The sequence below is a fragment of the Nonomuraea rosea genome, from assembly GCF_039539705.1.
GTDB lineage: Bacteria > Actinomycetota > Actinomycetes > Streptosporangiales > Streptosporangiaceae > Nonomuraea > Nonomuraea rosea.
Window position 1 is genome coordinate 1 of sequence record NZ_BAABDQ010000027.1, and the last position, 24,419, is coordinate 24,419.

17 protein-coding genes and 1 pseudogene are annotated in these 24,419 nt (G+C 72.7%); 8 read left to right on the forward strand and 10 right to left on the reverse strand.

The window, feature by feature from the left end; translation table 11 throughout:
- Both ABEA43_RS43640 and ABEA43_RS43645 read right to left on the reverse strand, forming a co-directional pair.
- Positions 1 to 209: pseudogene (locus tag ABEA43_RS43640) on the reverse strand (hypothetical protein); the annotation flags it as partial.
- A gap of 35 nt (positions 210 to 244) precedes the next feature.
- On the reverse strand, positions 245 to 1,546 hold the full coding sequence (locus ABEA43_RS43645; protein WP_345571678.1) for an ABC transporter substrate-binding protein: 1,302 nt from the start codon (positions 1,544 to 1,546) through the stop codon (positions 245 to 247).
- 233 nt (positions 1,547 to 1,779) lie between these two features.
- On the opposite strand from ABEA43_RS43645, the gene ABEA43_RS43650 reads away from it, so the two are divergent.
- Positions 1,780 to 2,817, forward strand: coding sequence for a LacI family DNA-binding transcriptional regulator (locus tag ABEA43_RS43650; RefSeq protein WP_345571680.1), 1,038 nt, complete (start codon positions 1,780 to 1,782; stop codon positions 2,815 to 2,817).
- A 3-nt stretch (positions 2,818 to 2,820) separates the two neighbouring features.
- Here ABEA43_RS43650 and ABEA43_RS43655 read toward each other — a convergent pair whose 3' ends face one another.
- Positions 2,821 to 3,714, reverse strand: coding sequence for a helix-turn-helix domain-containing protein (locus ABEA43_RS43655; RefSeq protein ID WP_345571682.1), 894 nt, complete (start codon positions 3,712 to 3,714; stop codon positions 2,821 to 2,823).
- Positions 3,715 to 3,877: 163 nt separating this feature from the next.
- Between ABEA43_RS43655 and ABEA43_RS43660 the strand changes: the two genes are divergently transcribed.
- The 7 genes from ABEA43_RS43660 (at position 3,878) to ABEA43_RS43690 (ending at position 12,979) form a co-directional block, all read left to right on the forward strand.
- Positions 3,878 to 6,163 carry a beta-glucosidase gene (locus ABEA43_RS43660; RefSeq protein WP_345571684.1) on the forward strand — a complete coding sequence of 762 codons (2,286 nt, stop codon included), beginning with the start codon at positions 3,878 to 3,880 and terminating at the stop codon, positions 6,161 to 6,163.
- A gap of 104 nt (positions 6,164 to 6,267) precedes the next feature.
- Positions 6,268 to 6,519 (forward strand): hypothetical protein, encoded by a 252-nt coding sequence (locus tag ABEA43_RS43665; RefSeq protein ID WP_345571686.1) that lies wholly within the window; start codon positions 6,268 to 6,270, stop codon positions 6,517 to 6,519.
- A gap of 14 nt (positions 6,520 to 6,533) precedes the next feature.
- On the forward strand, positions 6,534 to 7,586 hold the full coding sequence (locus ABEA43_RS43670; RefSeq protein WP_345571688.1) for a trypsin-like peptidase domain-containing protein: 1,053 nt from the start codon (positions 6,534 to 6,536) through the stop codon (positions 7,584 to 7,586).
- A complete protein-coding gene (locus ABEA43_RS43675; protein ID WP_345571690.1) occupies positions 7,586 to 8,671 on the forward strand; it encodes a hypothetical protein in 1,086 nt (361 codons plus the stop codon). Before ABEA43_RS43670 ends, ABEA43_RS43675 begins: the two co-directional genes overlap by 1 nt.
- Entirely contained in the window at positions 8,668 to 11,184 is a 2,517-nt protein-coding gene (locus ABEA43_RS43680; RefSeq protein WP_345571692.1) for an ATP-binding protein, read from the forward strand. Before ABEA43_RS43675 ends, ABEA43_RS43680 begins: the two co-directional genes overlap by 4 nt.
- Positions 11,185 to 11,219: 35 nt before the next feature.
- Positions 11,220 to 11,870 carry a response regulator transcription factor gene (locus tag ABEA43_RS43685; protein ID WP_345571693.1) on the forward strand — a complete coding sequence of 217 codons (651 nt, stop codon included), beginning with the start codon at positions 11,220 to 11,222 and terminating at the stop codon, positions 11,868 to 11,870.
- Positions 11,870 to 12,979: a sensor histidine kinase gene (locus tag ABEA43_RS43690; protein WP_345571961.1), complete on the forward strand. Its 1,110-nt coding sequence runs from the start codon at positions 11,870 to 11,872 to the stop codon at positions 12,977 to 12,979. The genes ABEA43_RS43685 and ABEA43_RS43690 overlap by 1 nt, the downstream gene beginning before the upstream one ends.
- Positions 12,980 to 13,042: 63 nt before the next feature.
- Here the strand turns inward: ABEA43_RS43690 and ABEA43_RS43695 are convergent, their stop codons facing one another.
- From ABEA43_RS43695 to ABEA43_RS43725, 7 genes are read right to left on the reverse strand one after another with little or no spacing between them, the layout of a single operon-like run.
- Complete coding sequence (locus ABEA43_RS43695) at positions 13,043 to 13,534, reverse strand: hypothetical protein (protein ID WP_345571695.1); 492 nt, start codon at positions 13,532 to 13,534, stop codon at positions 13,043 to 13,045.
- A gap of 60 nt (positions 13,535 to 13,594) precedes the next feature.
- Positions 13,595 to 15,169, reverse strand: a complete 1,575-nt coding sequence (locus ABEA43_RS43700; RefSeq protein ID WP_345571696.1) for a hypothetical protein — start codon at positions 15,167 to 15,169, stop codon at positions 13,595 to 13,597.
- Positions 15,169 to 16,173, reverse strand: coding sequence for a hypothetical protein (locus tag ABEA43_RS43705; RefSeq protein WP_345571698.1), 1,005 nt, complete (start codon positions 16,171 to 16,173; stop codon positions 15,169 to 15,171). The genes ABEA43_RS43700 and ABEA43_RS43705 overlap by 1 nt, the downstream gene beginning before the upstream one ends.
- Positions 16,170 to 17,147: a protein kinase family protein gene (locus ABEA43_RS43710; protein ID WP_345571700.1), complete on the reverse strand. Its 978-nt coding sequence runs from the start codon at positions 17,145 to 17,147 to the stop codon at positions 16,170 to 16,172. Before ABEA43_RS43710 ends, ABEA43_RS43705 begins: the two co-directional genes overlap by 4 nt.
- A complete protein-coding gene (locus ABEA43_RS43715; protein ID WP_345571701.1) occupies positions 17,131 to 18,972 on the reverse strand; it encodes a hypothetical protein in 1,842 nt (613 codons plus the stop codon). Before ABEA43_RS43715 ends, ABEA43_RS43710 begins: the two co-directional genes overlap by 17 nt.
- Positions 18,969 to 22,082: a tubulin-like doman-containing protein gene (locus ABEA43_RS43720; RefSeq protein WP_345571702.1), complete on the reverse strand. Its 3,114-nt coding sequence runs from the start codon at positions 22,080 to 22,082 to the stop codon at positions 18,969 to 18,971. The genes ABEA43_RS43715 and ABEA43_RS43720 overlap by 4 nt, the downstream gene beginning before the upstream one ends.
- 12 nt (positions 22,083 to 22,094) lie before the next feature.
- Positions 22,095 to 24,284, reverse strand: a complete 2,190-nt coding sequence (locus ABEA43_RS43725) for a VWA domain-containing protein (protein WP_345571704.1) — start codon at positions 24,282 to 24,284, stop codon at positions 22,095 to 22,097.
- Positions 24,285 to 24,419 lie beyond the last annotated feature (135 nt).

The following is a 24,419-nucleotide window of genomic DNA, read 5'->3' on the forward strand; positions in this document are numbered from 1 at the left end:
AGGTTCTGCTCGGCCAGGAAGTCGCGGAAGTTGTCCAGCCCGACGAAGGTGCTGTCGAACAGGGTCCAGCGGGTCAGCGCGAAGTAGAACGCCATCACGGTCGGCACCAGGAAGATCACCAGGTAGATGATCGCGGCCGGCAGATAGAGCGCGTACGGGTAGGCCGAGCGCGCCTTGGACGCGCCCGTGTGCCGTGGCCCCTGAGCCACGCCGGGCCCTGTGCGGGGCCCGGCGTCCTGTCTGGTCACCACCCCGCGAGCCCCAATTGCTTGGCCTGCTTCTCCACGTCCTTGTCGTACTGGGCGGCCCCCTCCGCGGGCGGCGTCAGTCCCGAGCCGACGGCGACGGTGATCTGCTCCAGCGACGGGCCCTTGACGGGGGAGAGGAACTCCAGGGCCGGCGCGCTCTTGCCCTCGTCGATGTAGACCTGCAGGTCCTTGGCGGCCTGGATGGCGTTGTCCGGCAGCTTGGAGCCCTCGATCCGGTACGGTCCCGTCGGCTGCACGGCCTTGGTCACCGCGTCGGCCGCGGCCGGCGAGGCGACGAAGGCCAGGAACTTCTTGGCCGCGTCCAGGTTCTTGGTGGTCTTGGCGGCGTAGACGGCGGCCGGCTCCCAGATCGTGGCGCCGTTCTTGGCCGCGTCATCACCCGGGATGCCGAAGAAGCCGATGTCGGTGCCGGCCTGCGGCATCGTCGCGATCACCGGCGGCAGGGCGGAGCTGAGCATCGCGTAGTGCGCGCCCTTGCCCTCGGCCAGCATCTTGATGCCCTGGTCGTTGGTCGCGGAGCCGAAGCCCTCGTTGACGTAGCCCTTGGCGTGCACGTCCGCCAGATGCTGGAAGCCCGCCTGCGCGGCCGGCGTGCCGGCGAACTTGACCTTGCCCGCGGTGTAGTCGGCCGCGAAGGCCGGGGCCGCGGCCTGGACGTTGAAGTAGTCGCCCAGCACGAAGAGCTGCGAGGTCCAGGTGTCCTTGAACGTCGTGATCACCGGGGTGATCTTCGCCGCCTTGATCTTCTCGTTGTTGGCCATGAAGTCCGCCCAGGTCTTGGGCACCTGCAGGCCGAGCTGCTCGTAGATCTTGCGGTTGTACAGGATGCCGCCGCCGGTCACTGTCCCGGCCGGTACGCCGAACGCCTTGCCGCCCTGTGTCACCGAGGGCAGGAAGTCCTTCTGGACGGTGGCCAGCACCGGGTCGCCGGTGAGGTCCACCATGGTCTGGCCCGGGTTGAGCGCCTGGAGCAGTGAGCCGGAGTTGTACCAGAACACATCCGACATGTCGCCCGTTGAGAGCCGGGTCTTGACGATGTTGTCGCCTTCGCTGCCTCCGGGCCGCGTCTCGGTCTCGATCTTGATCTTCGGGTTGGCCTGCATGAAGGCGTCCGTGAGCGCCTTGGCCGTGCTCACCGTCCCCTGGCTGTTGTCCACCAGGAAGGACAAGGTGACGGAGCCGTCGGCGGCCGGCTCTGAGCCCGAGCCGCAGGAGGTCAGGACCGCCGTCGTCAGAACGGCCAGGGCCGCTCCGAACGTGCGGTGAGAGGTCTTCACAACGCCCCTCCGGGTTCGTTGAAACGTTTTAACATCCCCCGATGCGAGTTAACGTAGGCGTTACCTCAGGGCACGTCAAGAGGCGATCTGAGGAACGATTCCCTTTCGTGATCCACGTGATACGCCTCCTTGATGGCATGGAACGGCGTAAGGATGGGTAACGTTACCCACCTTGGCGGTGGCGGGGAGCTCGTACAATCGGGGACGCGTCAACGACGAGAGAAGGACGGCATATGGTCACGCGTGACGGACGACGGGTGACGATCACCGACGTGGCCAGCCATGCGCAGGTGTCCACCACCGCCGTCTCCAAGGTGCTGCGCAACGCCTACGGCGTCAGCGAGGCGATGCGGGTCAAGGTGCAGGCCGCCATCGACGAGCTCGGCTACCGCCCGCACGCGGCGGCCAGGGCGATGCGCGGGCGCACGTTCACCATCGGCGTGCTGCTGCCGCACATCAGGAACCCGTTCTTCGCCGACATCGTCGAGGCGCTCGCGGAGCAGATCTCGGGGGCCGGCTACCAGGCGATCATCGTCCAGGGCGGCGGCACGGACCCCAAGGCGGAGCGCCGCGCGATCGACGCCCTGGTGGACCGGCAGGTGGACGGCATGCTCGCGGTCGCCCCCGTCATCACCAGGAAGGAGCTCGAAGAGATCGGCAGGGGCACGCCGACCGTGGTGCTCGGCCGCCACGACCGCTCGCCGGTGTACGACTCGGTGCTCGACGACGACGAGGTCGGGGCCGAGCTGGTCGTGGAGCACCTCATCGGGCTCGGCCACCGGCGCATCGCGCACATCACCCAGAACGACAACGTCCCCGCCCGTCCCGCGGCGCTGCTGCAGACCGTCAGGGCCAGGTCCTACGAGCGGGTGATGGCCGAGCACGGCCTGGCCGGGCACATCGCCCTGGCGGTCACCTCCTACTCGGAAGAGGGCGGCTACGAGGGCACCCGCGAGCTGCTGGCCCGCGAGCCGCGGCCCACCGCCATCTTCGCGGGCGCCGACCAGGCCGCCTTCGGCGTGCTCGCGGCGGTCAACGAGGCCGGGCTGGCGGTGCCCGGCGACATCTCGGTGGCCGGCTACGACAACTCGCGGCTGACCGCCATGGCGCACGTCTCGCTGACCAGCGTCGACCAGGACGGCGCCGCCATGGGCCAGACGGCCGGGCGGCTCCTGCTCGAACGCGTCCAGGGCCGCACGTCGGCCGTGCGCTTCTCCGTCACCCCCACGCTGGTCGCCCGCCGGTCCACCGCCCCGCCCCCGGCGGGGTGAGGCTCACCCCCGTGCGACCCCGAACCTGGCCCGGTACGCCGACGCGCTCAGCCCGTAATGGGCCTTGAAGCGGCGGGCGAAGTAGTTCGCGTCCGGCCAGCCGACCGTCTCGCCGATCCGGGTGATCGACTGGTCGGTGTGCAGCAGCAGGGCCGCCGCCAGCTCGACCCGGAAGCGTGACAGGTACGCCATCGGCGGCAGCCCGGTCGCCGACTTGAAGCGGCGCACCAGGTATCCGCGGGTCAGGTGCAGCTCGGCGGCGAGACCGGCGAGCGTCCAGCGGTGCTCGGGTGCCGCCTCCATCAGCCGCATCGCACGCACGATCGCGGGATGGCTCGGCCCGGTGGCCTGGAAGGCGTCGCCGGTGGTACGGGCGACCGCGCGGGCCAGGCAGCCGAGCACCAGCAGCAGCCGCCCGATGATGTCGCCGCGATGCGGCCCCACGGGCTGGAAGCACAGCCGGTTGAGTGCGTCGAGATGCTCGGCGCACTCGGCCAGGGCGGCCGGCTCCAGCCGGGTGGTCAGCATCCCGCGCCGCTGCACCGAGTGGGGCCCGGTCCACAGCAGGTAGCTCAGCAGGGCGTCCTCGCGGATCCAGGCCAGCTCCCGCTGCAGCGTCTCGGTGGAGAAACAGCAGTTGTACAGGTCGAGCCCCCTGCAGTCCTCGTAGCCGTGCCACACCCCCGGCCGCAGCAGGATGACGTCGCCGACGGCCAGCGCCCGGCGCCCGGCCATCGACACGTGCACGCCCTCGCCGCCGGTCACCACGGCGATCTCGACGAAGCTGTGGGTGTGCACGGGATGGCTCTGTTCGTGCAGGTAATGGCCGGCGTAGGCGAGCGTGCCGGCGGTGAAGTGCAGCAGGACCCCGGACCGGTCGACGGGTGGCTCGGCCATGCCCGGACTGTACTGCCGGGACGCCGGCCGGGGACGGCGTGAGGTGCATTTCGTGCTACCTCCGGCGCACTTTGGCCTAGCCGTGCCCACCGGCGGGACACAGGATGCGAAACACGGCGGAAACCTCGGCGCGCCGGTACCTCTCACCTCCGGAGGCTTCACTGTGGACCCACGTACGGGCACTCGCTTACCGACCACCAGACGGCGCGTCGCGTCGCTGGCCGCCGTGCTGGCGCTGGCGGCACCAGGAGTCCAGGTGATCAGCACGGGGCCGGCGGCCGGCCAGATCGACTGCGCGGCCGTGCCCTGGATGGACCGGGCGAAGTCGCCCGAGCGGCGGGCCCGCGCGCTGCTCGCCGCGTCGTCGCTGGACCAGAAGCTGCGCTGGCTCGACGAGCACTCGGCCAACGACCCGGCGCGCACCACGTTCACCACCGCCGCGCCGCGCGAGCTGCCGCCGGGCGAGTTCGTCCCGATCACGTTCACGATGCCGGCGCAGGTGCCGTGCACGCCGGCGATCCAGTACACCGACGCGCCGTCGGCGATCGCCGGGGCGGGCGCGGGGGTGACGGTCTATCCGGCGAACGTGTCGCTGTCCTCCTCCTGGGACCAGGCGCTGGCGTACGAGAAGGGTGTCGCGATGGGCCACGAGGCGTGGCGCAAGCAGCGCAACGTGCTGCTGGGCCCCGGCCTCGCGAGCGGGCGCGACCCCCGCAGCGGCCGGACGTCGGAGTACCTGGGCGAGGACCCGGTGCTGTCGGGCCTCATGGCCGGGGCGTACAGCAAGGGCGTCGGGGCCAACCCGGCAGAGCCGGTCCAGTCGCAGCTCAAGCACTACGTCGCCAACGAGCAGGAGACCGATCGCAACAACGGCTCCTCCAACGTCGACGGGCGCACCCTCCGCGAGATCTACACCCTGCCCTTCGAGATCGCGATCGACCGGGGCGACGTGGGCTCCGTCATGTGCTCCTACAACCAGGTCAACCACGGCTGGGCCTGCGGCAACGAGCAGTTGCTCGGCCGGATCCTGAAGCGGGAGATCGGCTTCGGCGGGTGGGTGGTGTCCGACTTCGGGGCGCGGCACTACCTGACCGACCCGGTGCCGTCGCTGAAGGCGGGCCTGGACCAGGAGCTGAACGCGTGGCGCTACTGGACGCCGATGGCCATCAAGGAGCAGATCGCGCAGGGCCGGCTGAGCGTGAAGGACGTCGATGAGGCGGCGTACCGGATCGTGCGCTCGCACATCGCCGCCGGCCTGTTCGACGTGCCCCGCCTGAGCGCTCCCGACCCCGACGTCGCCACGCCGCAGAGCGAGGCGCTGGCCCGCAAGCTGGCCGAGCGCGGCTCCGTCCTGCTGAAGAACTCCGGCATCCTGCCGCTGTCCCCGTCCGCCAAGAAGATCGCCGTCATCGGGCCGACCGCCGCCAACACGCCGGCGACCGGTGACGTCGACGCCTCCAGCGTCTGCCTGCACACCGCGCCGAACATCCCCTGCACCGCCAAGGCGCCGCTCGATGCCATCACCGCCCGCGCCCAGGCGAACGGCGGCACGGTCACCTACGCCGACGGCAGCGACCCCGCCGCCGCGGCGGCCGTGGCGGCCGCCGCCGACGTGGCCGTCGTGTTCGGCCACTACCGCGAAGGCGAGTTCGCCGACCGGCCGGACATCTCCCTGGACGCCGGCGGTGACGCGCTCATCGCCGCGGTCGCGGCGGCCAACCCGGAGACCGTGGTCGTCCTCCAGACCGGCGGGCCCGTCGTCATGCCGTGGATCGGCTCGGTGAAGGGCGTGCTGGAGGTCTGGTACGCCGGGGAGGAGATGGGGCCCGCGATCGCCTCCCTGCTGTGGGGCGACGTGGCGCCCACCGGCAAGCTCCCGCACTCCTTCCCCAAGGCGGAGTCCGACCTCCCGACGGCCGGCGACCCCGAGCGTTACCCCGGCACCTTCTCCGACGGGTCCGTCGTCCGCCCACCGGGCAGCACCGAGCCGCGGCAGATCGCGTACAAGGAGGGGCTCAAGGTGGGCTACCGCTGGTACGCGGCCCAGGACATCGAGCCGTTGTTCCCGTTCGGGCACGGCCTGACCTACACCACGTTCGCCTACGACCGGCTGCGGGTCACCAGCGCGGCCAAGGAGCTGCGCGTCCGCTTCCGGCTCACCAACACCGGCACCCGGGCCGGCACCGAGACGGCCCAGGTCTACGTCGAGCTGCCCGCCGCCGCGAACGAGCCGTCCAAGCGGCTGCTCGGCTGGCGGCAGGTCACGCTGGCCCCCGGCGAGTCCAGGGACGTACAGGTCTCCGTCAGTGCGGCCGACCTCGCGGACCTGCACCTCCTGCAGTACTGGAACGCGGGCACCGGCACGTGGGCCACCGCCAGGGGCGGCTACGAGATCAGCGTCGGCACGTCCTTCGACACCGCGCTCGCGGACCGGTTCACCATCCGCTGACCGGCGGGGCGGGGCCACGGCCCCGCCCTTTCGGTAACCAGGGGAGTACGGGGACCGATAGGTAGGTATGACCTGCCCCTGCGCCTGGCCTTCTGGAGAGTGACATGTCCTTGTCTCGTGCGGAGATCCCGGGCCAGGACGCGGCGGGCAACGAAGGGCTGCCGCAGGTCACGAAGCTGAACCGGGGCATCTACACGCTCGTCTTCTACATCCTCGGCATCGCGCTCATCCTGCTCATCCTGGGCTGGGTGCTCATCACGGCGGTCGGCCGGACCGTGCCCGACGGCCTGCCGGTGGTGATCGCGACCATCGTGGGCGGCCTGGTGGGCGTGATCTCCAGCAACCGGCCGTCCTAGCCGGGGGAGCGGCGATGAGCGGCGTCTTCGACGACTACCCACTCGACTTCTCGCGTCCGGAGCTGCGGACGCTGCGCGATCTCTTCGCCCAGGCGATCTACCGCCGGCGCGAGGTGGAGGACGTCGCCCTCACCGCGGGCCTGAACATGGGCATGATCGACTTCGGCGGCAACGCGTCGCTGCAGTGGCGCGCCATCCTCGTCGAAGCCCGGGCGCAACTACGCGTCCCCGCGCTGCTCGACGCCGTCAGGAAGGCGCAACCGGCGCTCGGCGTGCGGATCGACGAGCTGGCGGGCCCGCGCCCCGTGCTGGCGCCGAGCACGGGCCTGCCGGACCAGCTCTCCGATCCGAAGGGCGTGGGCTGGCGCGGGTTCGGCGCGGAGCGCCTGGTGGTCTCCGGCGCGGACACCCTGCTGGGGATCGCGTTCCTGGCCGTGGGGCTCGACCGCAGCCGGTCGGTGTGCCGGGTGACGGCCAGGTTCGGCGCGAAACAGGTGCAGGGCACGGCCGCGCTCGTCGGGCCCGGCCTGCTGCTGACGAACCACCACGTGCTGCACGACTGGGCCGACGGCGACCGGCCGGCGAACCTCGTCGAGGCGTGGTTCGACTACGAGCTGGACGGGGAGGGCGCCACCCGTCCGCTGAGCATCGTGCCGTGCGCGCCGGCGACGATCGAGGGGGAGCGCGAGCACGACTGGGCGGTGGTGCGTACCGCGATCGACCCGCCGCCGACCAGCTCGATACTCGATCTGGGCGGCGCGGCGGCGCCGCGCAAGGACGACTACGTCTTCATCATCCAGCACCCCGAGGGCGGGCCGAAGATGATCGGCCTGAGCCACAACCTCGTGCGGTCCGTGGACGACGACGTGCTCCAGTACTGGACGGACACCAAGGCGGGCTCGTCGGGCGCACCCGTGTTCGACAGCCGGTGGCGTGTGGTGGGCCTGCACCACCGGTGGGTCGCGGCGCCGGCGGAGGACGGGGTGGCCTACCGGAATCAGGGGCGGCGCATCGAGCGGGTGCTGCAAGGGCTGCGGCGACGTGGCATCGGCGTGGGGGCGGGTTGATGTACTGGCTGAACGAGCTCACCGATCCGAGCGACCCGCGCACCCGGCTGGTCACCGATTTGCTCACCAGGAGGGTGTACGGGCGGTCCGTGGAGGACCTCCTGCTGACCGCGGGACTCAACCCGGGCCACTACGTCCTCGAACCCGCCAAGCTGGCCTGGAGGGCCGTGGTGCCCGACGCCGCGAGCCTGGGACTGCTCAGCGGGCTGGTCGGGGAGGTGGTCAGGCAGGATCCCGCGTTCGGGGCGCTGCTGGAGTCGCGGTTGCGGGAGCTGACCACGCCGCCGGGCGCGGCCCGCCGCTGGTACCACCACGACGATCCGTACGCCTGCCAGTTCCTGGGCCCCCGGGCATCGCGCGCCCTGATCGACCGCGTCGAGCTGCGCAAGGGCCTGCGCGCCCTCGTCCACGACGACTTCCGCATCCTCGTGGTCAACGGCCCCGAGGGGTCCGGCAAGTCGCACACCTGGGTGCTCGTCGACCACTTGCGCGACGCCGGGACGCTGGCCGGGACGCACAGGTTCGCGCGCGTGACGACCCACGCGTGGAGCGACACCGTGACCGGGGAGGACCTCGGGCTGAGCATGGCCAGGAAGCTGGGCCTGGACATCGCGCTGGCGTCGAGCGGGGAGCAGGCCGCCACCATCGTCCGCAAGATCCTCGACATGCTGGTCGGGAAATACCCGCAGGGCGACGGCGTCACGCGGTGGATCATCCTGGACGGGCTGGACCGGCCCGGCGTGGACGACTCGGCCCGCGACCTCGCCAAGAGCCTGATCCGCCTGGTCGACGAGGGCGAGCTGCCGTACACCAGGCTCATCGTGACCGGTCTCGACACCCTGGGCCTGCAGATCGGCAGCAGCGTGCGGCACGAGACGATCCCGGCGATCACCGTCGCGCTGGTCCGGGCGTTCCTGGCCGACGCGGCCAGGCACCTCGGCCATGAGGCGGACGACCAGGAGCTCGACGCGCTCGCCGCGGAGGCGCTCGGGCCCGGGGAGGGGCCGCCCGACCTGCGCAGCCTGGAGGAGAACGTGTACCGGATCGTCACGACGCACTGGGTGAAGGAAGGCGGCGGGACATGACTCCGGAGGGCTCCGGCCGGCTGCTGCGGGCGGCGGTGCTGTCGACGTTCGACGTGGAGCAGATCGAGCCGCGCCTGGCGGAGATCGATGTGGACGACCTGGCCGAGTTCCTGGCGTCGTCCTGCGAGCGGGTGGTGGACGCCACGGGGACGCCGCGCTGGCGCCTGCGGGACGACGAGCGCGTACGCGTGCTCCGCGGCCAGAGCACGGCGGCGCTCCTGGGCGCGGTCGACAGCGTGACCACCCGCCCGGACGAGCCCGTGCAGGCCGTGCTGGAGCAGTACCTGCACGGCGAGCTGCCCCCGGTCGGCGAGCTGAGCCCGTCCGCGCTGGGCGGCGTGCTGCAGCTCGAACGCTGGTTCGGCGCGGACGCCGGCCTGCCGCGCGCCCAGGAGGTGCAGTCCAGGCTCGACTGGGCGGAGATCGCCGGACCGCTGGAGCGGCTGCTGGCGCGCGGCTTCGTGGGCCGGTCGGACCTGCTGGCGGAGCTGCGGTCCTTCATCGAGGACGGGCCCCAGGAAACGGAGTTCGTGCTCTACGGGGTGGGCGGCAGCGGGAAGTCGACCGTGCTCGCCCGGTTGATCGACGAGCTGACGCGCGCGGCGGTGCCCGTGGCGTACGTCACCTACGACCGCGGCTGGCTGATCGACGGCGGCCCTTTCGCGCTGTTCGACGAGATCGTCCGGCAGCTCGCCACGCAGGTGGACGACCTCGGCGACCAGGCGGCCCGTCTGCGCCGGCAGGCCGAGGCGACCGGGCGGCGCACCGGGTTCGCCGACATCGCCTCCCGTGGCTCGCAGAGCCGCGTCAGGGTGCCGGCGTCGCTCCTGGCGCGGCTGGCGAAGCCGCTGAGGGGGCAGCGCAGGGTCCTCGTGGTCCTCGACACCTTCGAGGAGATGGAGCGGCGGGAGCTCAGCAGGATCGCCGAGGTGTTCGGCTTCCTGCGCGAGCTCGGGGCCGAGCTGCCCGGCCTGCGCGTCGTGGTGGCCGGCCGCACGCCGGTCCAGGTCGGCGGCACCCGGTTGCGGGCTCCCTGGCGGCTGAGCGGGCTCGGCGAGGCGGACGCGCTGCGCCTGCTGCGTGAGCTGGTCGCCGAGCCGGACTCCGAGCTCCTGGGCGAGGTGGTCCGGCTGGTCGGAGGCAACCCGCTCAGCCTGCGCCTGGCGGCCGACGTGCTGAACCGCTCCGGCGGCGCCCCGGTCAGGCTCCTGTCCGTGGCCGAGGGCAACGTGCAGGGCCAGCTCTATTCGCGGCTGCTGGAGCACATCGCGGACCCGCGGGTCCGCGCCATCGCGCATCCGGGGCTGGTGGTCCGCCGCCTCACGCCGGAGGTCATCCGGGAGGTGCTGGCCGAGCCGTGCGGGATCGCGCCGCTGGAGGCCTATGAGGAACAGGACATCTTCTGGGGGCTGGTCCGCGAGGCCACGCTCTGCGAGCCGTCACCGGACGGCGACGGGGCCCTCGTGCACCGGCAGGACGTACGGGCTCTCATGCTGCCGTTCATCCAGCTCGACAACCCGGGCACGATCCGGCGGATCCACGAGGCGGCGGTGCGTTACTACGAGTCCGCGCCGCCGGAGGAGGTCTCCGCCGGCGTGGCCCGCCGCGAGGAGCTCTACCACCGGCTCATGCTCAAGCAGGAGCCGCCCCAGCTCGACGAGCGGTGGCAGCCGGCCGCGGGCGCCGACCTGGCCGCGGTCATCGACGAGCTGCCGGCCCGCGCGCAGCTCTACCTGACGACCAAGGTACGCGGGCTGCGGCTCGACCCCGAGGTCCGCGCCACGGCCGACGACCACGAGTGGCGGCACTCGGTGGAGCCCGTCGCGCGCGCCCGCATCGAGCGCGGCCTGCTGACCGAGGCGCTGGAGCTGCTGCGGGAGCGGCGCGGCGCCGACGGCCGTGCGCTGCTGCCCGTCATGGAGATCGAGGTGCTGGAGCGGCTCGGACGGGTGACGGAGGCGCTCGGCCTCGTGGCCGCCGAACGTGAGAACGCCTGCCGCCGCGGCTCCCTGACCACGATGCGCGAGCTGATCACCCACGAGGCGCGGATCCTGGAGCGGCTGAGCCGGTGGGAGGCGGCCATGGCCCTGCTCGGGCAGCTCGCCGGCCTGGACCGCGAGCGCCGCGCGCGCAACAGCCGGCTCGACGACGACGTACGGGTGCGTGAGCTCGTGGTGCTGACCAGCATGCTCCGCATCGCACGCCACCAGGGCCGCGACGATCCGGAGATCGAGGAGCTCAGGAACGAGACGGCGGAGCTGGCGGGGTCGACGCCAGGACGGCTCCTGACCGGGATCCCGAGCCTGCTGCGCGACCTGGCCGCCGAGATCGGGCTCGCCTCGCCCGGCATCATGGAGCTCGCGGTGGCGACGCTGGCAGAGCCATCAGAGGGGCCGTCAGAAGAGCCCTCCGAGGAGCCGGTGGACGCGTCCCAGTGGTCGAGGCACTTCAGCGAGGTCTCCGACCTGTCGCAGGACTACCTCGATCACCCCCAAGAGGGCCTGGAACGTTAACCGCGCCTTCACCCCCGCCGCGATAGGAAGGGAAGATGCGCATCCTGGTGGCCGAGGACGAGCGGGTGCTCGCGGACCTCATCGGCGTGGGCCTTCGTCGCGAATCGATGACGGTCGACGTGGTCTACGACGGCGGGGCCGCCCTGGAGCGGCTGGCGGCCGGCGACTACGAGGTGCTCGTGCTCGACCGCGACCTGCCCGTGGTCCACGGTGACGACGTCTGCAGGGTGCTGGCCGAGCGGGCGGCGCCGGTGCGCGTCCTGATGCTCACCGCGGCAGTCACGGTCTTCGACCGGGTCGCCGGTCTGGGGCTCGGCGCCGACGACTATCTCACGAAGCCGTTCGCCAGCGCCGAGCTGGTCGCGCGGGTCCTGGCGCTCGGCCGGCGCACCGCGGCCCGGCTCCCCCCGGTGCTCGAACGCCACGGCGTCGTCCTCGACAGCCCGCGCCGGCAGGTGCTCCGCGACGGCGTCCACGTGCAGCTCTCCCGTAAGGAGTACGCGGTGCTCGAAGTGCTCATGCGCGCCAGAGGCACGGTCGTCACCACCGAGGAGCTGCTGGACCGGGCATGGGACGAGCAGACCGACCCGTTCACCACGGTGGTCAAGGTGACGGTGCGCAAATTACGCACCAAGCTCGGTGACCCGCCGCTGATCAGGACCGCGCCCGGCGGGTACGCGCTGTGATGCACACGACGATCAGGACCCGCCTGACGCTGGCGTTCGGCGGGCTGTTCCTGGTGAGCGTCACCATCGTGCTGTTCGCCGCCAACCGGATGGTGGAGCAGTCCTTCGACGGCAGCGTCAGCGTCCGGTCCGAGGTGTCGCAGGACGGCCCCGTGCGGCACCCGCGGACGGTGCGCGTCGGGCCCGACCCCGAGGACGTCATGATGGCCGTGCGCGACGACGTGTTCAGCTCGCAGTGGCGGATCACGCTGACGTCGATCGCGGTCATGGGGGTGACGGCGTTCGGCCTGTGCTGGTGGCTGTCGGGACGCGCGCTGCGCCCGGTCCACCAGATCACGGGTACGGCGCGGCGCCTGTCGCTGTCCAATCTCGGCGAACGCATCAACATGAAGGGCCCCCGCGACGAGCTCAAGGAGCTGGCCGACACCTTCGACGCCATGCTGGAGCGGCTGGCCCGCTCCGCCGAGGACCAGCGCCGCTTCGTCGCCAACGCCTCGCACGAGCTGCGCACGCCCCTGGCCGTGCAGCGGGCCGCGATCGAGATCGGCCTGGCCGACGCGTCGCCGGAGCGCGTCGCCGCCATGCGCGTCGAGCTCCTGCGCAGCACCGAGCGCTCAGAACGGCTCATCGACGGCCTGCTCGCCCTCGCCCAGGGCGAGCGCGGCCCGCGGGCCCGCACGCCCGTCGATCTCGCCGCGGCCGTGCGCCGGGCCGCCGAGGAGTACGCGGCCGCGGACATCGAGATCGAGCTCGATCTCCGCCCGGTCGCCATCGCGGGTGACGACGTGCTGCTGACCCGCCTGGTGGACAACCTGGTGCAGAACGCGGTCCGCCACAACCATCCCGGCGGGCGGGTCACCGTACGGGTGGCGCCGGACGCCGGTCTGGTCATCTCCAACACCGGGCCGCTCGTGGACCCGGGCCGGGTGGAGGAGCTGTTCCAGCCGTTCCGCCGGCTGCATCCCGACCGGATCGGGTCGGCGGAGGGGGCGGGGCTCGGGCTGTCCATCGTCGCGGCGATCGCGGCCGCCCACGACGCCTCCGTCACCGCCACCGCCAACCCCGAAGGCGGGCTCACCGTCCACCTGTCCCTCCCGGGTCCCTCGTGACGCGCAGGACAGGCCGCCGGCCCCGCTGACCTACGCTGCCGCACCGGCCGGTGGGTGCGGGCGCTACTCGGCGCCGGAGGCTGTGCTCGCGGGGGTCCTGAAGCGTTCGTGGGCCGACTGCTTGGAGATGCCCATGGCCTCGCCGACCTCCGCCCAGGAGGCGCCGTTCTCCCGGGCCGCGGCGACGGCCTGGTCGAGCAGGGTGCGCTGCCAGCTCTCCACCTGGGACAACAGGGTGAGCGCGGCGAGCGGGCGATCGGCGGCGAGGTGCACGATCTGCTCGCACAGCAGGTTCGACTTGATCACCAGCCAGCTCGGCGGGGCGGCGGCGAGCAGGCCGGGGGTGTGCCTGCTCCACCACCGGTACTCCGCCTCCTTGGCCCCTTCCGGGGTCGCCGGGAAGCGGCGGCGGTCGGTCCAGCCGCAGGAGCAGGTGGCCTGATAGCCGACGAAGGTCTTGGTGAAGGCGCTCGCCGAGGGGGCCGGCTCGCCGGTGGGGAGCACCGGTGCGGCGAAACCCTCGTGGTCGGGGATGTCAGGCATCTTCAGGGTCATAATCGTCAGGATATCCTGACGATTAGGTTGTGGTGCAACCCGGGCCTCCTGCGGCGGGCGTCAGCGGAGTGCGGCGACGAGCTGGAGGACGATCACGATCGACAGGGCCGCGACGATGATCAGCCAGCGGGGCTCAAGCCAGGCGGATCTGCCCGCCGGCCTGCCCGCCACGGCCTGTCCGCTCGGCGGGGGCGCCGGGGTCAGCAGGGCGCGCAGGACCGGGTTGACCTGGTCGTCGGGCAGGAGACGTTCCAGCTCGGGGACGAGGGTCAGCAGCCGGGGGCGCACCTCGGCCGGCCGTTGCGTGGCCGCCCAGGCGCGTACGTCCTCCAGGATGCCCCTGGCCTGGGCGGCGGTGGTCGCGTCGGCCAGGTCCGCGCGGAAGTCCTCGAACACGTCGCGCAACACGAAGGGCCGCGCGTCCGGGTGAGCGTCGGAAGGCGGCAGCGGGGAGGCCAGCCCCGAGCGCGACCCGGCCGCCGCTCCCGGAGAGCTCGGCCCGCGAGCCTCGGAGTCGGCCGACGACGACCCCTCCTGCGCGCCGCCTTCCGCAGCGCGGCCCTCTTGCATGCGGCGTTCCGTAGTGCGGCCCTCTTGCGCGCGGCCTTCTCCGACGCGGCCCTCCTGCGCGCGGTCCTCTAGTGCGCGGTCCTCCAGGGCGCGGCTCTGCGGTGGCAGGCGTGGCTGCGTGGCGCGGTCCGGGGACGGGCGGGCCGGTGGGCGGGGGGCCCAGGGCTCGGCCGGGTCGGCCCGGGACGCCGGGCGTACCGGCTCCTGGGTGGCCCGGGGCGCGGCCGGCGGCTCCTGGGCGGCGCTGATGAGCCGCTCGACCCGCTCTTCGAGCGGCATCCCCTCCGTGATCCCCAGCCGCTTGACCAGCGCCCCCAGCTGCCGGTGCGCGTACGCCCCGACCACCATCGCCGCGATCTCGCCGTACAGGTCGTCCTGGTCCGGCGCCCGCAGATCCACGCGCCACCGGCGGGCCGCCCGCGACGACGGCCCCGGCCACTGCTGCAGGAAGATGACCTCGGCCCCCTGCTTGAGATCGTCGCTCTCGTACGTGGAGAACGTCTCAGGACTGAGCCCCAGCACCTGGTCCAGAACGTCCACCAGCCCCCACAGCTGCACGATCGCCTGCCCGTGAGACGCCACCGAGAGCGCTTCCCGGTGCCCGCGCAGCAGCTCGGACACGATCGGCGCGAGCGCCGCCGCCCCCGCCCGCGCCTGCCGGTCGAGGATCACGCTCGACTCCGCGTACGGAGCCAGCAGCCGCGCCAGATCGAGCGGCTCGGGATCTTCTGGAAGCTGCGCGGCCCACCCGGGCGCCAGGGCGAGGGCCTGGCGGACGTTCGGCATCGCCGACGGCCGGGTGACGGAGCCGCCCAGGTAGGCGTGCACCCGGAGGGTCCGCCTGCTGTCCGAGCCGCCGCTCCGGGTGCGGGCGAGCACCACCACCCGCTCGTCCACCACGAGCCGGCAGATGCTCACCCCCGCCGCCGGCCCGGGGTCGAGCCAGGGACCGAGCTGGTGGTACCAGCCCCGGGTGTCCTCCAGCGAGGACTGTACGGGCCCGAGCCCGGTACGCCGCTCGTCCCACTCGAACCGGATCCAGTCGACACTCGAGTAGCGCCCCATCAGAGCCCCACCTCCGGATAGCCGCGAAGGACGCCGGTCATCGCGAAGAGCGAGATCAGCGGCATGAGGACGCGGCGCGGCCGGACACCACGGGGGAAGCGCCCGTCGGCCTCGGCCGCGCCGGTGGCCGAGACGAAGTGCAGGGTGCACTTGCGGCACTTGTCGTACGGGCTCAGCCACGCCTGCGCGCCCCGCCGGTGCAGGAAGGCGTAGACGTCCCGGCTCTCCTCCAGGACGGCCTCCGGGTCCAGCCGGTCCGGCTCCCCGTACAGCCAGGTGTCCACCGGCGCCTGGAAGCGCACCGCGTCGCTCTTGGTGACGGCGATGGCGGCGGGGATGTTCAGCCGGCCGCCGGTCTTGGGCAGCCGGTCGAGCACGGCGCGGAAGGACTCGTCGCCCATCCTGGCCGGCTTGCCGGCCGCGTCGATCACGAACAGCAGCCCGCCCACGGCCGGCACGAACCTGGTCGCCTCGTGCGTGCTGCTGCGCAGCAGCTCGCCGGCGATGTCGAAGAAGGCCACCGCCGTGGTGTGCTCGCCGTCGTTGACGAGCAGCGCGTCGGCCAGCTCGGAGGTGGCTCTGTGAGTGGTGCGCGACAGCGTGGTCCGCTCCACCATCAGCGGATGCACGTACGTGTCGACGTACTCGGCGTGCCGCTCGATGTCCACCGCGTCCGTGGTCAGCCCGTACGGCCGCAGCCCGCCCTGCTCGATGGCGCCGATCATCGAGGCCAGCAGGTGGGTCTTGCCCGTCTCCGGCCCGCCGACCAGGCCGATCACCAGCGGGCGGCCGTGGCGCACGTAGGGGTAGGGCAGGTGGTGCTCCAGGCTCGGGTCGGCCACCGGCGCCGGGCAGCGTACGTGGGCCGCGCGCAGCAGGTCCTCGCGCCGGGCCCCGGTGACCAGGTCGAGGGAGAGCCGCTGGTACTGGCCGGCGGGGGTGCGTTCGTAGAGCTCGTCCTCGCTCCAGTCGAACTCGTGCAGGCAGATCGGGCAGAGCATCACCGGCTCACCATCCAGACGACGAAGACCAGGACGATCAGCACGGCCAGCGGCAGCCAGCGCGCCCACCAGGGCTGCGGTGGCTGCTCCTGCACCGGCTGGACCTGGGTGACGGTCTCTTCCGCGACCGGCTCGCGCCTGGCCGCGCGCGCCCGGTCGAAGGCGGCGCGCCCCTCTTCGAGCCCCAGGTCGTGCCCGTCGGGAACGCCCTGCATCGGGTCGGGCGCCCGGAGCCGGGCCAGCACCTCCCGCGCCGACGGCGGCCCGTCGGAGAAGACGTCGTGGATGGGCTGCAGCGAAGGGGCGGCGGTCAGGTCGGGCCGGTCGGCGATCTCGCGGCCGGTGACCGTTCGGTAGATGACGACGCCCGCGCTCCAGAGGTCGTCGGCGGTGGCCGCCCGGCCGTGGCCCGCCCGCTGCGCGGGGGAGGCGTACGGGGCCTCGCCCAGCCGCAGCCGGCGGGCGCCGATCAGGGTGGCGTGGCTGAGATCGGTGACCTGCACGGCGGAGCCGTCCCACCGCACGGTGCCCGGCTCGATGCGCCGGTGCACGATGCCGCAGGCCGACAGGAGGCGCACCGCGCGGAAGAGGCTCGCCTGCAGGGCCCGCTGCTCGGCGATCAGCAACGCCCCGGAGAAGCGGCTGACCGGCTCCCCCCGGTAGTCGGACAGCAGCACGAACGGCTCCGCCACGTCCAGGCTGTAGCCGATCAGCCTGGGCAGCTCGACGGGGTAGGAGCGGCCCAGCCGGGTGAGCAGCCTGGCGCCCATGCGGGCCTCGTTCTCCAGCAGGTCGTAGAGGTGCTCGCGGTCGCGGCCCTCCGAGCGCGGCACCCGCCGCTGCACGATCTTGGTGCCCTGGACGACGAGGGTCAGCCGGCGTTCGAAGGGATCGTGGTACGGCTCCGCCTCCACCTCCCAGGTCACCGGATCGCCTTCGGGAGTGGTGAAGGCCAGCGGCTCAGGTTCCATCCTCACTCCAGTTCTCCTCCACCGTCCCCGGGCGCACCGGCACCAGGCGCAGCGTGCCGGCGTACTGGCCCGACCTGGTCCACACGACGCCTGGCGGGTTCCCCGGTCCGCGTACGGCCCTGGGCGCGAACCGCACCGCGCGCGCCTGCCGCAGCAGCATCGCCAGGTCGCGGTCACCGCAGAGCTGCAGCATCTGCCCGTTCGCCGCCGCCCCCAGCGCTCGTACGACCTGCTGGGACTGCCGCCACATCGCATCGACGAACTCCTGGCGGCCCGCGTCGCCCGTGCCGAAACCGGGCCGTTCCTGCACGCCCCGGTGGGCCAGGTGATAGCGGTACTGCCGGAGCGTCTCGTCCACCCGGCCGTCCAGCCCGGCCCGCACGTCCCGGTAGGAGCCCTGCTCCAGCGCGGGCCAGCCGGGCTCCAGCCAGCCCGTCACCGCGTCGACCAGGTCGCCGTTGATGACCTCGCGCAGCCGGCCGCCGCGGTCGCGCAGGCGTACGGTGACCTCTTCGTCCAGCGCCGGGGCGGCCGCGGCCTGGCCGCTCTCGGCCTTGCTCCAGTCGATCAGCGTCCCGGCCACCTGCGCGGCGATCTCGCCCAGCGCCGCCGCCAGCGTGCGGGCCGCGTCGGAGGCGTGCATGCGCGACTCCCCGAGCATCCACTCGCTGGCCGCGACCCGGTCGAGCAGCGAGCGGAGGTCGTCGAGCGCGGTCCTCGCCTGGCCGAGCGCGAGCTGCTCGCGCCACCACGCCTGCGAGCGCCGGAAGAAGACGAAACGGGCGGCGAGCGTGGCGGGGTAGCCGGCGGGCACGTGCAGGGCGTCGAGCAGCGGGTCGGGGCAGATCCGCCAGAGATCGTCGACGAAGGCGGCGCTGCCGATGGGCGCGCTGTGGTCGGCCAGCAGGCGCAGCCGCGCGACCAGCCGCGTCAGGCTCTTGCGTTCGGCCAGCGCCGCCTCCACGTCGGCGCGCAGCTCGGCGGTGATCTCGGCGTGACCCATGCCCGCCGGGGTGGCGAACTTGATCCCGCTCGACGCCAGCCGCTCCCCGGCGTCCTCGTCGGTGTGGTCGATCTGCTCGAAGAGCCGCGCGACGGTGTCGCGGAACTCGGCCAGCGCCCGCCCCGCGGCGACCACCTCATCGACCGCCGCGGCCCTGGCCTGGGCGGCGTGGAAGTAGCCCAAATCCTCCACGGCGCGGGCGGCGCGGTCGAGCTGCCCGGCCGCCCGGCGGTAGAGCCGGTCCAGAGCGCCGTCGGGGACGAGCGCGTCGAGGAGGTCGGCGGGCAGGTCCGCGGCGCCGCTGAGCACCGGCAGCGCGGTGGCCAGCGGCGAGCTGAACGCGGCCGTGTCCTGCTGGACGGGCCCGTCGAAGCGCTCGGCCACCTCGCGGAACGTCTGCGCGAGCACGTCCGCGTCGATCCGGCCGGCCACGATGCGCCAGCCGGGCGAGGCGGTGCCGTACGGGATGTCGCCCAGGCCGCTGACCACCTCGTCGAACACCTCCGGCTGCGTCAGCAGATCGATCAGGACAGGCTCGGCGCTGACGCCGGGGCCGTGCGCCGCCTCTCCGGTGTCGGCGTCCCAGAGGATGCCGCGCGGGTCGCCCACCCACAGCACCCTGCGGCTCTCCCCGTCCAGCGCGGGAGGCAGGCGCAGCCCGGAGCCCACGGCCACGACCAGCACCGATCTGACCAGCCGCGAGCTGAACACCTCCTGCAGCACCCGCTGCCCGGTGGCCAGGCGCTCGGTGTCGGTCACCACCAGGACCCGGGAGCCGAGCCGCGCCGGCTCCTCCTTGCGCAGGTCGAGCACGACGACCATGCTCACTCTCCGATGAGCGCGTCCAGGTCGCGCAGGTTGTAGGCGACGGCCTCGGAGACCCGTTCGAAGGGCAGGTCCAGCGCGGCGGGCAGGGTGTGCGCCCAGAACGCGATGAGCTGGTCGGCCCGGCTGCGCGCGCCCGAGGGCAGCTTGGGCGTCATGATCTCCAGCAGCCCGAGCTGATCGGCCGACATGCCCGTGACGAGGTGGAAGAGCGGGTCGGGCGCGCTGAGCGTGCCCGCCAGGCCGTCGGGCGTGGCGTCCATGAGCTGCTCGCTGACCAGGCTGCGGAACTCCTCGTCGCCGCCGATCACCCACTGCTCGTACGCGCGCAGCATGCTCGGCCACGAGGACGCCTTGCCGTACCCGGTCAGGGGCAGCGTCATCGAGCCGCCCTCGACGTCGATCCTGATCCGCGACGGCGAGGCGGGATCGCCGTCGGCCACGCTGACACGCCCGTTCCAGAGCAGGCAGAGCAGCCGGTGCAGGATGCGGACGCGGTGCGCTTCCGTCGTGGCCAGATAGCCGAAGTCGTAGCCGAGGCGCTGGCGCCACTTGAGGTGGTCCTGGGGCCGTTCGTCGCGCAGCGCGTCGCCCCAGCTGTGCAGGACCTCGCGCAGCTCGCGGACCTGGGTGACGCTCATCGAGGTACGGATCTGCACCACGGTCACCGAGTCGGCGTCGATGTTGCGGTAGTCGGGCATGCCCGGCAGGTCGATCCGGTCCTTCAGGAAGCGCTCCAGATCCGGGTCCTTCGCCGGCGCCGGGTAGGAGACCAGCACCTTCAGCTCGCCCGTGCCATCGGGGGAGAAGCCGCCCGGCACCAGGTCGGCCAGCTTGAGCTGGAACTGGCGCACCTGCGGATCGTCGCCGCGGCCCGAGGCGGCCTGGGCCAGGATGTCGGCCAGCGAGGGCAGCAGCGGCTGCTCGCCCAGCGCGGCGGCCTCGTCCTGGTCCCTGAAGAGCTTCTTCACCTCCAGCTTGAGCCGCTCGCGCACCCAGTCGAGCGCGTCGGCCGGCTTGCCCGTGCGCCAGGCCAGGTCGTAGGCGTGCCGCCAGCCGTCCGCGCCGATCAGCGCGTTGACCACGCCGGCCTCCCCGTCGGTCGGGCGGAGGAGCTGCCGGGCGACGAACACGTCGACGAAGCGGCGGAGCACCGCGTCGTAGAAGGCCTCCGCGCCCGCGGGCGGCAGCAGGTGGTAGACGCCCACGCGGGTCTCGTACAGCTCGCCCGCCCGGCGCGCGAACCGGTCCTGGTCGGCCTCGGCGTGCTCGGCGAACACCTGGGTGAACTCGCGCACCTCGCGGATGAGCTGCTTGCGCCGCGGCTCCCAGCGGGGCATCTGGTCGGCCCACGCCTTGTGCCAGAGCGCCTGGCTGCGCCACAGGTACCAGGCGTCCTGGTCGGCGAGCGACGCCTGGACCCCGGGATCGGCCCACTGCGTCTTGCGCAGCACCCGGTCCCGCATCGACCTGGGCAGCGGGGGCGCCTCGGTCATGTTGTCGTACGGCTTGCGCGGCTGCGCCCTGCGCTGGTCCAGCAGCCCGGCGAAGCCCAGCCGGTCGGCCTCGTGCACGTCGCCGGGCAGCCCGACCACCACCCGCCGCAGCCGGAACGGGTCCACCTGACCCAGCGCTTCGAGCGCGCCGCGCCGCACGTCCATCTCCTGGACCATGACCGGCACGGTGCGGCTGAGCTGCCGGTCCAGCGAGGCCAGGTTGTCCTCCATCGCCCGCATCCGGTTGGCCAGCGACTTCTGGACGGCGGCGGCGCCGGTGACGGCACGGGCCTCCGGCAGCGGCAGCGGCTCGCGGGTGTTCAGGGGCTCCAGGTTGGTGGCGGTGAACATGCGCCGGATCTCGTCGACGTTGCTCTCCGCGGCCCCCGGCGGCACGGCTTCGAGCTGCGTCACCGCGCGGGCCAGCAGCCGCGAGCTGACCAGGTCGGCCAGCTCCTCCACGGGCACGGTCATGGACGAGACGAAGGCCGTGGACACCCCGCGGTTGCCGATGCCGGACGCCGCCGCCACCTCGCGCTCCACGGCCCGGTTGACGAAGTCGTCGGCGAAGGAGGACTCGCCGCGATCCTCCATGCCGCCGCCCGCCTCGCCCGAGGACCGCGGCTGGGTCCCGGCCAGCGACACGATCAGCGAGGCGATCGAGCGGTGCAGGTCGTCCCGTTCGACGCCGGGCGGCATGGTGAACAGGAACGCCGTCTGCACCGTGCCCGTCGGCAGGCGTACCTCGCCCTTGCCCGGGTAGCGCACGCCGAGCTCGCCGATGATGCCCTGCTCGTCGATCTGCGTGCCCGCGTGCGGCGCGTTCTGGTCGTCCACCAGCCGGAACAGGTCCAGCAGGCTGGAGCCGGCGTTCAGCCGGGCCCGCCGGCCGCCGCCCATGCCCTCGGCGAACGCGGACGGCATGACGACCAGCGGATAGATGCGCGCCCTGATGCCGTTGCGGGCCAGGGCGTCGCCGATCAGGTGCAGATAGTCGTAGAAGATGCCGCTGCCGGTGCCGCCCGCCACCGAGAAGGCCACGAACACGTCGCAGCTGCGCCGCAGCCGGCCGCCCAGCGCGGCCAGCTCGCTGCCCGAGTTGGCGATCGAGCCGATGGCGTCGTCGAAGCCCTGCACCACCGGCCCCGGGCCGTGCCGCATCCGCTCGAACAGCGCCGCCCTGGCCACCGTGGGCAGCTGCCCGGCGCCCCGCATCAGCGGCGCGACCAGCGGCTCCTGCTCGCGCGGCGGCAGCCAGTCCTTGACGTGGTCGCTCAGCGTCGCCCGCAGGCTGCGCGCCACCTCCGGGTAGGAGTCGAACTTCGGCACCACGTCGTGGATCAGATGGGCGGTCCGGCCGGCCGCGGGGAGCTCCCGCTCGGTCGGCACCACCCGCCGCCGCGTCCTGCCCAGCTCCGCCTCGTTGAGGTCGACGTAGACGAACTGCAGGCACGAGGGCAGCTCGTACGGCTGGTAGTTCTGCCAGCTGAAGTTCCTGATCAGGTCCATTCCGTCCGGACCGCACAGCTCGTCCCGCAGCCGGCGCTCCAGCTCCACCCCGACCCGGCAGCCGGTGCCGCCGAGCCCCACGAACATCATCGGATCGAAGATCCTCATGCGCCCCTCACATCACAAAAGGTCGTCACCGGGCATCGGTCTATGGGTCCTGCTCGGGTGCGGCTCCCGCGCGCCGTACCCGGGTTGCCCGGGGTGCCCGGGTTGCTCCGCGCCCTTGGCCCGGGCGTCGTCGACGCCGAGGAACAGGCCGCCGGGCAGCGCGACGGGCCGTCCCGGGCGTAGCGGATCCAGCTCCCGTCCCGACGGATCGCGGACCAGGACGGTCTGGCCGCCGCCGCGCCTCGCGGTGTAGCCGGTGCCGAACGTCCTGGTCAGGCGGCCGTTGCCGATCTCGAAGGTGAACTCGGGCCCCTCGCCGAGCGGCGCCTGCATCTTGCTGATGTACGGCTCGCCCGGCCGCTCGTACAGGTAGAAGGTCAGCTCGCTCGGGTCGGCCACCCTGAGCCGCGCCCGCCGCCTGACCAGCAGGAACCCGAGGATCGCGGCCATGACCAGGACGATGGCCAGGAGGATGAGCAGCAGCCGTTGCCACAGCGGGGCCGGCGGCTGCACGTCCACGTCCACGAACTCCTCGGCCACCACCTGCCCGGCCGCGTCGAGCACCTGGATCAGGCCGCCGACCTGGCCCTGGGGAGCGTCCGCGCCGACCCGGAGCCTGATGCCGTGCGCGGAGGTCCCCGCGGGCGCCGTCAGCCGCTGGGCCGAGAGGCTCACCGGCCCCTGGGCGTCGAGCAGCCGCAGGCCGAGCTGCGCGGGCTCGGCGTCGTTGGTCACGCGTACGGTGCCGGCGACCTCGCCGCCCGGCTCCACGGTGGCCGAGTCGAGCTGCACCTGGGCGCGCAGCCGGTCGGCCGGCCCGGCGATGCGGGTCTCGTACGGGCGCTCGTCACCGGCCACGCCCGGCCCGCTCACCTTGCCCAGGAAGGACAGGGCGCCGGTGGCCGAGGCGGGGATGGCGATCCGGCCGGAGTATTCGCCGTCGTTCGCGGCCCGGTCCGTGCCGTCGCCGGCGTCGCGCAGGTCGAGCGGCAGCTCCTGGAAACCCGCGCCGGACATCCGCGCGGTGAAGCGCAGGCCCTCCAGCGCCGCCGGATCGGTGATCGTGCCCGTCCTGGTCTGCAGCCGCAGGCGCACGGTCACCTGCTCGCCGGGTCGCGGCCTGGGGTTGCTCAGGGAGATCGAGGCCCGCAGCGCGCCCTGCCAGACGACCGTCGCGCTGACCTCCTGGCGGTCGGCGCCGGCGGGCGACTTGAGCTGGACCCGCCACCGGCCGGGCACCGGGTTGCGGATGCGCAGCGACTCCACCGGCCCCGCCTCGCCGGCCGCCTGGAACGTCGAGTCGTTCTGCTCGCCCTGCTTGGGCACCTGATTGCCGTCGGGGTCGAAGTAGGTGACCTGGATGCGCTTGTCGCGCTTGACCACCACGATCGAGCCGTCGGTCGCGATGATCGGGATGTTGACGTGCAGATCGACGGTGGCGCCCGCGTCGAGCGAGTCGGTCACCGGCTGCTCGATGCCCGCGCACCTGGCGTAGGCGAACGCCTCCAGCAGGGAGCGCACCACGTCCGCCGAGCTCGCGACCACCCGGGCGCGCGGCGTGGCCGATGCCTGGTCGCCGCAGGGCTGCCGCCAGCCGCCCGCGGCGAAGGCGTCGAGACCGGACTTGTCGGCCGCGCCGAAGCCGAGCGGCCAGATCTGCACCCGCGCCTTCTCGGCGTCCTTCAGGCTGCGGTCGATCTGCGCCTGGGCGTTGCGGTTGCGGGCCTGCGGATCGGCGCCGTATTGAGGGCTGTTCCTGACGTCGAGCACGCCGTCGGTCAGCAGGAACACGATCTTGGCCCGCTGCTGGTCGTCGGGCTTGTTCATGATGTCGAGCGCCTGCTCCACCGCGGCGGCGTGGTCGGTGTCGCCGCCCTCCGCGCTGTCGCGCCGGTGCAGCTTGTCCACGCACCGGCTCAGCGACTCGCGGTCCTGCGCGGTCTCGACCCCGGTCAGCGGGCAGACGATGTCGACGGCGGACTGGCCGGGGCCGTTGGAGCTGCCGAACCCGACCACGGCCACCTGCGACTGCGGCGAGAGCTCGCTGAGCGCGATGAGCTGGGAGGCGGCGCGTTCGCGGGCGACGTCCGGCTCGGTGAGGCTGCCTGATTCGTCCACCAGGATCACGACGCGGACGGGCTTGACGGCGGAGGGCTCAGGGGCGCGGGCAGGCGTGGGTAAAAGCGCTGCCGAGGCGGTCACGGCCAGCGCGAAAAGGGCACTGAGGGATGAAGTGACGTGCACATTTCCTCACAGTCGCTGTTTGCTTACTCGCAAAACGGAGAGAGGCCCTGAGAAGTTTCTGCCGCCATTCTGGTCATGTCTTGCATGGGTTTG